Below are 12,388 nucleotides of genomic sequence, written 5' to 3'. Positions count from 1 at the left end.
GGTGCATGACAGGTCCGTAAAGGGGATGCGCACGCCACTGCCCGCGTCGCCCGCGGCCTCTCCCCGCACCGGGGATGCGCAGAAGGCATACGATGCTGCCCATGACGCAAGGAGCCGACGAGTTGGACGGTCTGGTGCGCAAGCGGATCCGCGCCCTGCGGGTGGCACAGGGCTGGTCCCTGGAGGAGCTGGCCACCCGCGCCAACGTCAGTCAGTCCACCCTCTCCCGCATCGAGAACGGTCAGCGCCGGCTCGCACTCGATCAGCTGGTCGTCCTCGCCCGCGCCCTCGACACGTCCCTGGACCAGCTGGTGGAGGCGGCCCCCGACGACGTCGTCACCAGCCCGGTCGTGGACGGCGCGCACGGACGGATGCGCTGGCCGGTCAAGTCGGACCCCGGCATGACCGTTGTGCGCCAGCGGATGACCGAGCCGCCGCCCGACAACCCCGCGCGGATGCGTGCCCACCCCGGCCACGAATGGCTCGTCGTGCTGTCCGGCACCGCGATCCTCATGCTGGGCCACCGACGCTTCCGCATCGAGACCAACCAGGCTGCGGAGTTCCCCACCATGCTGCCGCACGCCCTCGGGGCCGAGGGCGGACCCTGTGAGGTCCTCGGAATCTTCGACCGTGACGCCCGGCGCGGACATCAGCGCGACGGCGGAAGCAAGGACGCCGGCGGGTCCTTCGAGCCGGACGGCCCCCGCGGGTGACCTCCCGCTCCAGGCGAATTGCGTGTGCGGCACCGGAGGCGGTCAATTTCTTGCGGAACACGCAAATGATCGTGCCGTATGCGCAAGGCCGTCCTAGCGTGGGGGCATGACACACACGCACCCGCACACTCCCGGCCACGGCACGCACCACGGCACTCAGCGCGTCGCCGACGCCGGCGTCGAGGCCGAAATCCTCGACCTGGACGCCGAAGTCCTCGCCGAACACATCGCCGCGATCACCGCATGGCTTCCCGTCGAGGCGGCCCCGGACGAGATCGTGGACCTGGGCTGCGGGACGGGAGCCGGGACCTTCGCCCTCCTGGCCCGCTTCCCGGAGGCGCGCGTCACCGCCGTCGACTCCTCGGCCGAGCACCTGGAGCGCCTGCGGCAGAAGGCGCACGTCGCGGGAGTGCGGGACCGAGTGCGCACCGTTCAGGCCGACCTCGACTCCAGGGACTGGCCCGACCTCGGCGCCCCGGACCTCATCTGGGCCTCTGCTTCGATGCACCACCTGGCCGCCCCGGACCGCGCGCTGCGGCACGTCCACGACGTACTCGAGCCCGGGGGGCTGTTCGCCGTCGTCGAGCTGGCCGGCTTCCCCCGCTTCCTGCCCGAGAACGCCCCCGAGGAGCGGCCCGGTCTGGAGGAGCGCTGCCACGCCGCGACGGACCGTCTGCACGCCGAACACGTACCCCACCGCGGTGCCGACTGGGGGCCGATGCTCACCGCCGCCGGATTCGCACGCCAAGGGGAACGCACCATCACGGTGGACATCCAGGATTCACCGACCGAGGCGCTCGGCCGCTACGCCCTGGGCAGTCTGCAGCGCATCCGCGGTGCCGCCGCCGGATCGCTCGTACCCAAAGACCTCGCCGCCCTCGACCGGCTCCTCGACGTGGACAGCCCCCACAGCATTCTGCGCCGCACCGACCTCGTGGTTCGCACCGAACGCACCGTCTGGGCCGCACGCCGCAGAAACTGAGACGACAGGGCCCGTCCGGGACGAGGCGGCAGCGGCCGGAGGGTTCCGCCAGTGGTGCCCGTCCTGTCGGCCTCGGCCGTCACGACGTCCGCCCCTCTCCTTGGCGAGGTCACGGAGCGGGACGGACCCTCTCCGTGGCGAGGTCACGGCGTGCACGGTGGGTCCAGCCGGACTGTTCGTGGCCCGCGGGGGCCGCCCGGCGCGCGAGGGCACGCGTTCACCTCCGCGGCGGCGGGGCCGTACTGGCTCGGACGACCAGGCGTGTCGGGACCAGGGTGGTACCGCGTTCCGTCGTCTCGTTGCGGATCTGCCGGAGCACTCCGTCCACGCACAGCCGCCCGATCTCGGCGAAGTCCTGGTGGACGGTGGTGAGCGGCGGAAGGAAGGAGGCGGAGTCGGCGATGTCGTCGAACCCCACCACGCTGACGTCCTCGGGCACGCGCCTGCCCCTCTCGTGCAGGGCCCTCAGGACACCCAGCGCCATCTGGTCGTTGGCCGCGAAGATCGCGGTGCACGTGGGGTCCGCCGCCAGGTCGAGACCCGCCGCGTATCCGGACGCCGCCGACCAGTCGCCGGCCACCGGGGTGGGGACCGGGCGTCCCGCCTCCTCGAGGGTCTTACGCCAGGCATGGGCGCGGCGCTGCGCGGCGAACGACTCCGACGGACCGGCCACATGCACCACGGTGCGGTGTCCGAGGTCGAGCAGATGCCGCACGGCTGCCTCGGAACCCCCGGACTGGTCGGTGTCCACGACGCTGTACCGGTCGCCCGCGTCGGAGTCGGCCACCACGACATGCGTGTGCGGCGGCAGTGAGATGGCGGCGTCCAGCAGGCGGACTTCCATGATCACGATGATGCCGTCCACGACCTGTTCGCCGAGCACGGTGACCGCTCCCCTGACGTCCGTGCTGGTGGGTGTGGCGACGGGCAGCAGGGTGATGGCGTAGCCCTCGTCGGCCGCGGAGGCGGAAATGGCCTCCAGCGTCCGGACGTTACCCGTGGTGGCCAGTGTGAACAGGATGACGCCCAGCGTGCGGAACCTCCCGCTCTTGAGGGCGCGCGCGGCACTGTTGGGCCGGTAGTTGAGCTCCTTCATGGCGGCGAGAACACGTTCGCGGGTGTCCTCGGACACCATGGGGTGACCGTTGGACACACGGGAGACCGTCTGCGAGGAGACCCCGGCCAAGCGCGCGACGTCGGCCATGGAGGCCTCCTTGCGAGGCGGCCTGTCCATGGCTCGTTCCTGTCCCTGCACCCGTCTGCCTCCGTCGTCGTCGAGTGAGCCTTTCACCGTGTGGGGGGTGCTCTTGTGGCCGTGGGCGGTCTTCCGCCGCGTGCGTCCTGGTGACCACCCGGTGGGGACGCTTCCTACGGCCGCTTCGCGTCCGGCTCGCATCGCGTGGGACTGAGGGCTCGGGCCACCGGCATTTCTACCATCCCCGGTTGCCCGGCGCCGACCGCGCGAGCCGTGCCGTCGTGACGCCCTTTACCAGACGGCCGGACCGGTGGTGGTGAGATCACCCAAACCCGAACGAGTGAATGAGAGTCCGGCCTTGACCGTAAGGAGGAGAGCGTGTGAACATCCTCTCACCGAGAAATGTTTACGTAAACATCGGTCTTCTCAAGCACAGTGCCTCCACGATGTCCGGTGTCACCATCCGGCCGGGGCCATGCTCAACGCCGGATCAACAGGAGTACCCATGACGGCCGTTACGCCGATCACGACCGGACGTCGCCCACCGGCCAGAGGCTCCCGCAGCCGGCGCGGGCGGATCGGCTGGGTCTTCGTAGGACCGTTCATGGCCGTGTTCGCCCTGGTCTTCCTGGCCCCGATCGCCTACTCGCTGTATCTGAGCTTCTTCAGGGACCAGTTGATCGGCGGTACGTCGTTCGTCGGCCTGGACAACTTCCAACGGGCCTTCGAGGACGAACAGTTCTGGGCAGCCGTCGGCCGGGTGACTCTCTTCCTCCTGGTGCAGGTGCCCATCATGCTCGGGCTCGCCCTGCTCGTGGCCCTGGCCCTCGACAGCGGCAGGATCTACGGAAAGAGCTTCTTCCGGATCGCAGTCTTCCTGCCGTACGCCGTACCCGCCGTGGTCGCCACACTGATGTGGGGCTTCATCTACGGCACCCGCTTCGGCCTGGTCGGGAATTTCAACGACGCCTTCGGTGTGACACTGCCGGACCCGCTGTCCCCCTCCCTGGTGCTGGCCAGTATCGGCAACATCGTCACCTGGGAGTTCATCGGCTACAACATGCTGATCTTCTACTCGGCGCTGCGTGTCGTCCCCAAGTCCCTCTACGAGGCCGCCGAGATCGACGGCGCGGGACAGTGGCGGATCATCACCGCCGTCAAGATCCCCGCGATCCGCGGCGCGCTGGTGATCGCGACGATCTTCTCGGTGATCGGCAGCTTCCAGCTGTTCAACGAGCCCAGCATCCTGCAGGACCTGGCGCCCAACGCGATCACCACGTACTTCACGCCCAACTTCTACACGTTCACGCTGTCCTTCTCGGGCCGGCAGCAGAACTACGCGGCCACGGTCTCCCTCGTCATGGGAATCGTCACGATGATCATCGCCTACGCGGTCCAGCTGCGCGGCATGCGAAAGGAGGCGTGAACGATGAGCGCCCCTTCCTTCACCGCCGAGCAGACGCCCCGGCGAACCACTCATCGCGCCTCGGCGCCCCGCCGCGCCACGCGCAGACGGCACACCGCCGGCGGGCCCCGACGCAGCATGGTGCTCACGGTCCTCATGGGCCTGACCGCCCTCTACGCGCTCATGCCGCTGGCCTGGCTCGTCATCAACGCCACCAAGACGCAGAAGAGCCTCCTCGGCTCCTTCGGTCTCTGGTTCAGCGGTGACTTCGCCCTCTGGGACAACATCTCGCAGACGCTCACCTACGACGACGGCATCTTCGTCCGCTGGTTCCTCAACACCCTGCTGTACGTGGTCGCGGGCGCAGGCGGGGCCACCTTCCTCGCGGTGCTCGGCGGCTACGGCCTGGCCAAGTTCGACTTCGCGGGCAAGCGCGCCGTCTTCGCCACCGTCATCGGGGCGGTGGCCGTGCCGGCCACCGCGCTGGCCGTCCCCACCTTCCTCATGTTCAGCAAAATGGGTCTCACCAACACCCCGTGGGCCGTCATCATCCCGTCCCTGATCTCACCGTTCGGTCTCTACCTCATGTGGGTGTTCGCCGCCGAGGCCGTCCCCACCGAGCTCCTGGAAGCGGCCAGGATGGACGGCTCCGGCGAGCTGCGGACCTTCTTCCGCGTCGCGCTCCCGCTGCTGACCCCGGGCATCGTGACGGTTCTGCTGTTCACCATGGTGCAGACCTGGAACAACTACTTCCTGCCGCTGATCATGATCAAGAACCCGGACTGGTACCCGCTGACCCTGGGCCTGAACGCCTGGAACGAGCAGGCGTCCACCGCCGGCGGCCAGCCGGTCTTCAACCTGGTCATCACGGGCTCACTGCTGACGATCGTGCCGTTGATCATCGCCTTCCTGCTGCTCCAGCGCTACTGGCAGTCAGGACTGGCGGCGGGCAGCGTCAAGGGGTGACCCGCTTCACGGCCCGGCCGGCCACCGGATCCCCGCGAACCGGGGCGCGTTCCTCCCGGCCCCCGGCCGACGCGGCGTCCCACCCCCCTCCAGCCCCGCACCCCCGTGCGGACGTTCCACGGTTCCTGCACCACCCTCACCACAACGGAGTGAAGCAATTATGAGAACCATGACCAGACGCGCGATGCGTGGCGTCGGCCTGCTGTGCGCGGCCGCGCTGAGCCTCACCGCGTGCGGGTCCTCCGACGACGACGCCGCATCGGGAAAGACCGTAAGGGGAAGTGATCTCCGGGCGGCCCTCAAGGAGGGCGGTTCCATCACCGTGTGGGCGTGGGAGCCGACGCTGAAGAAGGTGGTCAGCGACTTCCAGAAGCAGTACCCCAAGGTCAAGGTGAAGCTGGTCAACGCCGGTACCGGCAACGACCAGTACACCGCCCTGCAGAACGCCGTACAGGCCGGATCCGGAGTACCGGACGTCGCGCAGGTCGAGTACTACGCCCTGGGGCAGTTCGCCCTCGGCAAGTCCCTCGAGGACCTCAGCCGCTACGGCGCCGGAGAGTTCAAGAACGACTACTCGCCGGGACCGTGGAACTCGGTCACCGTCGACGACGCCGTCTACGCCCTTCCCATGGACTCCGGCCCGATGGCGCTCTTCTACAACAAGAAGGTGCTGGACAAGCACCAGATCGCCACGCCGACCACCTGGGACGAGTACCTCGAGGCGGCCCGCGCCCTGCACGCCGCGGACCCGAAGTCCTACATCACCAACGACACCGGTGACGCCGGGTTCACGACCAGCATGATCTGGCAGGCCGGCGGGACCCCCTTCAAGACCCGTGACACCGACGTGACGGTGGACCTCACCGCAGACAAGGGCGTCACCGCTTTCACCGAGGTCTGGCAGAAGCTCATCGACGAGAAGCTCCTGGCTCCCGTCACCTCCTGGAGCGACGAGTGGTACAAGGGCCTCTCGGACGGCACCATCGCCACCCTCGCCACCGGCGCCTGGATGCCCGCCAACTTCGTCTCGGGTGTCGAGTCGGCCTCGGGTGACTGGCGCGCGGCCGCGCTCCCGCAGTGGGAGAAGGGCGGTGAGGTCAGCTCCGAGAACGGCGGCAGCTCTCTCGCGGTGATGAAGGCCGGCAAGAACAAGGACCTCGCGTACGCCTTCAACGAGTACGCGAACCACTCGGACGGCGTGCAGGCCCGTATCGAGGCCGGCGCCTTCCCCGCCACCACGGCCGACCTGTCCTCCCCGTCGTTCCTCGAGACCACCTTCCCGTACTTCGGTGGCCAGAAGGCGAACGAGATCTTCGCCCGCTCCGCCACCCAGGTGCCGGAGGACTGGTCCTACCTGCCTTTCCAGGTGTACGCGAACTCCATCTTCAACGACTCCGTCGGCAAGGCGTACGTCTCCGACACCAAGCTGGCCGACGGCCTGAAGGAGTGGCAGAAGGCCGCCGTCACCTACGGCAACGATCAGGGCTTCAGCGTCAACAAGTGACGTCCCGCCGCTGAACCGGCATGGGGCGGTCGCCCGTCCGACGGGCGGCCGCCCCATGCCGTACTCGCACCTCGTATCCGAGAGGATCATCATGACCCCCGCGTCCGAGCGCCACTGGCTGCGCCCGCCCTCCGACGACCGCCCCACGAGCTTCGCCTACGGGGCCGACTACAACCCGGAGCAGTGGCCGCGCGAGGTGTGGAAGGAAGACGTCCGGCTGATGCGCGAGGCCGGGGTCACCATCGTCTCCGTCGCCATCTTCTCCTGGGCACGCCTGCAACCGGCCGAGGACCGCTGGGACTTCGCCTGGCTGGACGAGGTGCTCGATCTGCTGCACGACAACGGGATCGCGGTGGACCTCGCCACCGCCACCGCCTCGCCGCCGCCCTGGCTCACGACCCTGCACCCCGAGATCCTTCCGGTCACCCGCACCGGTGAGACCCTCTCCCAGGGCGCGCGACAGCACTGGCGGCCCACCTCGCCCGTCTTCCGCGGATACGCGCTGAAACTGGTCGAGGTCATGGCCACCCGCTACGCGGACCACCCCGCCGTGGTCGCCTGGCACATCTCCAACGAGCTCGGCTGCCACAACATCTACGACTACTCCGACGACGCCGCCCAGGCCTTCCGCGACTGGCTGCGCAGCCGCTACGGCACCCTGGACGAGCTCAACCGGGCCTGGGCGACGTCCTTCTGGTCGCAGTACTACGGGGACTGGGCACAGATCCAGCCGCCGCGACTGGCCGCGAGCCACGCCAATCCGACCCAGCAGCTCGACTTCAAGCGCTTCTCCTCCGACGCGCTGAAGGACTACCTCCGGGCCGAACGTGAGGTCCTGCGTCGCATCACCCCCCAGATCCCCGTCACCACCAACTTCATGGTGATGGGGGACACCAAGGGCATGAACTACCCCGACTGGGCGCAGGAGATCGACTTCGTCTCCAACGACCACTACGCCCACCCCGGTCCTCAGCGCCTCGACGAGCTCTCCTTCTCCGCCGCCCTCACGCACTCCATCGCTCAGGGCAAGCCGTGGTTCCTCATGGAGCACTCGACGAGCGCGGTCAACTGGCAGCCCGTCAACGTCGCCAAGCGCGAGGGTGAACTCGCCCGCGACTCGCTCGTCCACGTCGCCCACGGAGCCGACGCGGTCTGCTTCTTCCAATGGCGCCAGTCGGCGGCGGGCGCCGAGAAGCACCACTCCGCGATGGTGCCCCACGCCGGCCCGGACAGCGAGCTGTTCCGTGCGGTGACGGCCCTCGGGCGCACGCTGGAGACGCTCACCCCGGTGACCGGCTCCGTGCGGCAGCCGGCTCGCGCGGCACTGGTGTACGACTGGGAATCCTGGTGGGCCGTCGAACGCGACTCCCAGCCGTCCTCCCTGCTGCGCTACCGGCAGGAGGCGCTCGACTGGTACTCGGCCTTCCTGGCCCTCGGCGTCCGGGTGGACGTCGTCACGACCGCGACCGACCTCACCGGCTACGACTTCGTCGCGGCCCCGATCCTCAACGTCGTCCCCCTGGCCCTCGCCGGCCGGCTGGACGCCTACGTGCGCGGCGGCGGTCATCTCGCCACCACCTACTACTCGGGTGTCGTCGACGAGAACGACCATGTCCACCTCGGCGGATACCCCGGAGCGCTGCGGGATCTGCTGGGCATCCGCATCGAGGAGTTCGGCCCCCTGCTGGAGGACGTGGAGGTACGGCTCGACAACGGCCTGACCGGCACGCTGTGGACCGACCGGATCGACCTGACCGATCCCGAGGTCGCGGTGCTCGCACGTTACGAGGACGGGGACCAGGCAGGGCGCCCCGCGGTCACCCGGCGTGCCCTGGCGGAGGGTGGCTCGGCCGCCTACGTCTCCACCCGGCTGGGCAGCCACGGGCTGCCCGACGTGCTCGGGTCCCTGCTGTCCGGCGCCGGCGTGCTCAGCGAACTGCCCGCAGCTGTGCGGGGGCAGGTGGAGCTGACCGTACGGACCGACGGCTCGCAGGCCTACTGGTTCCTCGTCAACCGCACGGACGAGCCCGTCGCGTTCGACGCGGTCGACGGAGAGGTTCTCACAGGGCCCTCGCCGGCCACCGGGGGCGGTCTGGTCCTTCCGCCGCGTGGGGTCGCCGTGCTCCGCGTGGCGTCCGGGGCCACGCCCTTCGCTCGCACCGCCGTTCCCGGGGCGATCGGGTAGCCGGCCGCGCAGCGCTCCGGGGGACGGGAGGTCCCCCGGAGCACCTGGGTCGTACATGTCAGGCGGAGGCCGTGAACCGGTGGGTGCCCGACCCGACGGTGAAGACCGCGTACCCGTCGTCCTGCCGCAGGAAGGCCGCAGGGCCCCGGCCGGAACTCCGCTCGTCACCGCCCGGCACCCAGACCTCGGCGGTCGTGTTCGGGGGCAGTGCGACCCTGAGCGCGAAGCCGTCCGCGTCTTTCTTCCAGCGGGTGGAGACGGGCCCGTAGCGCGAGTCGAACCGGCCCTCGGCCTGTGTCACCCCGCCGCCCGGCCGCGGCCGCACGACGACCTTCCGGAACCCGGGGGCGCCCGGGGCGATGCCCGCGATGTTCGCGTACATCCATTCCCCGACCGAGCCGTACGCGTAGTGGTTGAAGGAGTTCATCCCCGCGTCCTGGAAGCTGCCGTCGGGCCTGACCGAGTCCCAGCGTTCCCACATCGTGGTGGCCCCGCGGTCGATCTGATAGCCCCAGCTCGGGAACGTCCGCCGCAGCAGCAGCCGGTAGGCGACATCCGTGTGTCCGGTGTCCGTCAGCACGGGCAGCAGCCGTGGTGTGCCGAGGAACCCCGTCGACAGATGCCAGTCCTTCGCCTCGATGAGCGCCACCAGGCGGTCCGCCGCCGGCCCGCGGTCGTCCTGTTCCAGCAGGTCCATGGACAGGGCCAGCACATAGGCCGTCTGCGTATCGCCCTTCACCCGTCCGCCCGCCGAGACGTACGCACCGCGGAAGGCGTCGCGCACCCGGCCGAAGAGCGTGCGGTACGGCCCGGGGTCCTTGCCCAGGACCTCGGCCGTCCGCGCCACGAGATCGGCGCTGTGGGCGAAGTAGGCCGTGGCGATGACGTCCTTGGGCGTCTCGTCCTCGATGTTGAGCCAGTCGCCGAACCCGTCGGCCGGGCGCAGCAGCCCGGTGCTGTGGGCTTCCAGGTACTCCAGCCAGTCGAGCATCGGGGTCCAGGACTGCTCCAGTACCCGGACATCGCCGTACGCCTGGTAGAGGGCCCACGGCACGGTCACTCCGGCATCCCCCCAGCCGGCCGCGCCGTGACCCACGTTCGGCAGGTCGGGTGCGACGTGCGTGAAGGCGCCATCGGGGGTCTGGGCGTCGCGCAGGTCGTACAGCCACTTGGTGAGGAAGCGCGCCGACTCCATCGTGTACGCGGCGGTGGGCGCGAAGACGTTGATGTCACCGGTCCATCCGAGGCGCTCGTCACGCGCCGGGGTGTCCGTCGGGACGGAGAGGAAGTTGCCGCGCTGCCCCCACGTGATGTTGCTGTGCAACTGGTTGAGCATGGGGACATCGGTCGTGAAGTCCATGGTGAAGGGCGCCGAGGTATGGATGACCCGGCCCACGATCGCGTCGGGTCCCGGCGTGCCCGGGTAACCCGTCACCTCGACGTAGCGGAACCCGTGGAACGTGAAGCGGGGCTCGTAGGTCTCGCGGCCGCCGCCCCGGAGCGTGTACGTGTCCGTCGCGCGGGCCGTGCGCAGATTGTCCGTGTAGATGGTGCCGTCCGGATCGAGTACCTCGGCGTGCCGCAGCCGCACCGTCGTCCCGGCCGGTCCGGACACCGTGAGGCGCGCGGTGCCCACCATGTTCTGGCCGAGGTCGAACACGAACACACCGGGCTCCGGTTCGGTCACCTCGCGGACCGTCAGCTCGCGCTCGACACGGCAGGCGCCGTCCACTTCGGCAACGAGCTCCGCCTTGACCCCGTCCACGCGGTCGGCCGTGAGCCAGCCGGACGCGTCGAAGCCGCCGCGTGTCCACCCGTCGGTCTCCAGCCGGGCGTCGTAGTCCTCACCGGCCATGAGATCCGCCGAGGTGACCGGCCCGGACGCCGCCCGCCAGTCGGCCCCCGACACCACGCGCTCGGTCGAACCGTCGGAGTAGGTCACCTCCAACTGGGCCAAAGCGGCGGGCTGTTCGCCGTACTGATGCGGTCCGAACCAGGCGATGTTCCCCGCGTACCAGCCGGACGCCAGCGTGATCCCGAGTGCGTTCCCGCCCGGCGCCAGCAGACCGGTCACGTCGTACGTCTGGTACTGGACCCGTTTGTCGTAGTCGGTCCAGCCCGGGGCCAGCCGGTCCTCGCCGACGCGCTTGCCGTTGAGGAACACCTCGTACAGGCCGAGGGCCGTCGAGTACAGCCTGGCCCGCGCTACGCGTTTGCGGCCCAGCCGGAACTCCCGGCGCAGCTGGGTCGCGGGGGAGTACGCCGTGACCACCTTGCCCCAGGGGCCGGAGCCCCACCGGGCCAGCACCTTCGCGGCGGGCCAGGCGGTGTCGTCGTAGGCGGCTGAATGCCAGTCTTCCGGGGGTTCCGTGTCGGTGGTCCGCCAGCCGGCGCCGGTGACGACGGTGGTCGTACCGTCCGCGGTCGTCAGCTCCAGCGCTCCGAGGAGCCCGGCCGGACCGGCGACGGCATTGGTCGCCGAAACGGCGATCACCTGGGTGCCGGGGGAGAGACGGTCCGTCACATCCACGAGGACGGGGCGCTTCCAGTTCTCGGCCGGGCCGTCAGCCTCCGTGTGTGCCACCCGCGCGCCGTTCACCCGGGCGGTGAACCCGTCGTCGGCGCTCATGACCAGGCGGGCCCGTGTGACGTCCTCCGGGACGTCCACCCGGCCGCGGAACCACCGAGTGGCGGCAGGCGCCTCGACGGTGGGATCACCTTCGGGGAACCATATCCACGAGGCGTCGTCCAGGGCGGGCGTGCCGGTCAGTGCCGAGGGGGCCTTGATCCATCCCGCCGACCAGTCCGATGCCTCCAGCAGCCCGGTCTCCCACCAGGACGGCTCGCTCCACGCGGACGCCCGTCCGTCCGTGGCCCAGACCCGCACGGACCAGAAGTAGCGTGTGCGGGAGACCAGCGCGGGCCCCGCGTACGGAACCAGGACGGACTGCGCGGACTCGATCTTTCCGCTGTCCCAGACGTCCGGGTTCCCGAGGCCGCCGGCTGCCGTGGCCACACGCACCTGGTAGGCGGCCTGGGCCGTGCCGGGACTGTCCGACGCTACGGGCCAGCTCAGCCGTGGACGTGGGGTGTCCAGGCCCAGCGGACGGTGTACGTACTCGACGGTCGGCCCGGTGACGCGGGCCCCTGCCGCTGCCGACTGCACCGGGCGGGTCGCGGCGGAGGCGGGAGCGGACACCGCGGCGAGCGCGGCGCCGGCGGCGGTGGTGCTGAGCAGTCGTCTTCTGCTGATCACAACGCGGCTCCGTAACGACGTGGGGGTGAATCGTTTCAGTTCTCGTGAAGCTAGAGTTGTGACCAGTCCCTGTCAAGGTTTCTGTCGTGATGGGCTCTTTCCGGCAAGCCATTCGCAAGCCTGCGGTGCGAGGCATTGACGCCGTTGTCGAAGCGGGTCTACCGTCCCCGCAGGCGGGGTTG

At 69.7% G+C, this 12,388-nt stretch carries 8 protein-coding genes; 6 read left to right on the top strand and 2 right to left on the bottom strand.

Annotation, left to right across the window (positions count from 1 at the left end; all coding sequences use genetic code 11):
* Positions 1 to 92: 92 nt before the first annotated feature.
* Complete coding sequence (locus ABZ441_RS04000) at positions 93 to 713, top strand: XRE family transcriptional regulator (RefSeq protein ID WP_358968000.1); 621 nt, start codon at positions 93 to 95, stop codon at positions 711 to 713.
* 106 nt (positions 714 to 819) lie between these two features.
* Positions 820 to 1,695 carry a class I SAM-dependent methyltransferase gene (locus ABZ441_RS03995; protein WP_358967997.1) on the top strand — a complete coding sequence of 292 codons (876 nt, stop codon included), beginning with the start codon at positions 820 to 822 and terminating at the stop codon, positions 1,693 to 1,695.
* A 217-nt stretch (positions 1,696 to 1,912) separates the two neighbouring features.
* Here the strand turns inward: ABZ441_RS03995 and ABZ441_RS03990 are convergent, their stop codons facing one another.
* The gene (locus ABZ441_RS03990) at positions 1,913 to 2,929 is read right to left on the bottom strand and encodes a LacI family DNA-binding transcriptional regulator (protein WP_358967995.1); all 1,017 of its coding nucleotides are present in this window, start codon (positions 2,927 to 2,929) and stop codon (positions 1,913 to 1,915) included.
* Positions 2,930 to 3,395: 466 nt separating this feature from the next.
* Here ABZ441_RS03990 and ABZ441_RS03985 point away from each other — a divergent pair, with 466 nt between their 5' ends.
* The 4 genes from ABZ441_RS03985 to ABZ441_RS03970 all read left to right on the top strand — a co-directional run bounded on the left by ABZ441_RS03985 (position 3,396) and on the right by ABZ441_RS03970 (position 8,950).
* Entirely contained in the window at positions 3,396 to 4,316 is a 921-nt protein-coding gene (locus tag ABZ441_RS03985; protein WP_358967992.1) for a sugar ABC transporter permease, read from the top strand.
* Between the two features lie 3 nt (positions 4,317 to 4,319).
* Positions 4,320 to 5,261, top strand: coding sequence for a carbohydrate ABC transporter permease (locus ABZ441_RS03980; RefSeq protein WP_358967990.1), 942 nt, complete (start codon positions 4,320 to 4,322; stop codon positions 5,259 to 5,261).
* Positions 5,262 to 5,421: 160 nt separating this feature from the next.
* Entirely contained in the window at positions 5,422 to 6,765 is a 1,344-nt protein-coding gene (locus ABZ441_RS03975) for an extracellular solute-binding protein (protein WP_358967987.1), read from the top strand.
* 91 nt (positions 6,766 to 6,856) lie between these two features.
* Positions 6,857 to 8,950, top strand: a complete 2,094-nt coding sequence (locus ABZ441_RS03970) for a beta-galactosidase (RefSeq protein WP_358967985.1) — start codon at positions 6,857 to 6,859, stop codon at positions 8,948 to 8,950.
* A gap of 58 nt (positions 8,951 to 9,008) precedes the next feature.
* On the opposite strand, the gene ABZ441_RS03965 is transcribed toward ABZ441_RS03970, so the two are convergent.
* The gene (locus tag ABZ441_RS03965; RefSeq protein ID WP_358967982.1) at positions 9,009 to 12,206 is read right to left on the bottom strand and encodes an alpha-L-rhamnosidase; all 3,198 of its coding nucleotides are present in this window, start codon (positions 12,204 to 12,206) and stop codon (positions 9,009 to 9,011) included.
* Positions 12,207 to 12,388 lie beyond the last annotated feature (182 nt).

Origin of the sequence: Streptomyces sp. NPDC005752, assembly GCF_040630715.1 — a bacterium.
Lineage (GTDB): Bacteria > Actinomycetota > Actinomycetes > Streptomycetales > Streptomycetaceae > Streptomyces.
Note: the sequence above shows the minus strand (reverse complement) of the source record. Positions and strands in the feature narration are given on the sequence as shown.

Bases quoted from the DNA above. Each gene is read 5' to 3' on its own strand.
- ABZ441_RS04000 (WP_358968000.1), top strand. From the start codon at position 93: ATGCTGCCCATGACGCAAGGAGCCGACGAGTTGGACGGTCTGGTGCGC.
- ABZ441_RS03995 (WP_358967997.1), top strand. From the start codon at position 820: ATGACACACACGCACCCGCACACTCCCGGCCACGGCACGCACCACGGC.
- ABZ441_RS03990 (WP_358967995.1), bottom strand. From the start codon at position 2,929: ATGGACAGGCCGCCTCGCAAGGAGGCCTCCATGGCCGACGTCGCGCGC.
- ABZ441_RS03985 (WP_358967992.1), top strand. From the start codon at position 3,396: ATGACGGCCGTTACGCCGATCACGACCGGACGTCGCCCACCGGCCAGA.
- ABZ441_RS03980 (WP_358967990.1), top strand. From the start codon at position 4,320: ATGAGCGCCCCTTCCTTCACCGCCGAGCAGACGCCCCGGCGAACCACT.
- ABZ441_RS03975 (WP_358967987.1), top strand. From the start codon at position 5,422: ATGAGAACCATGACCAGACGCGCGATGCGTGGCGTCGGCCTGCTGTGC.
- ABZ441_RS03970 (WP_358967985.1), top strand. From the start codon at position 6,857: ATGACCCCCGCGTCCGAGCGCCACTGGCTGCGCCCGCCCTCCGACGAC.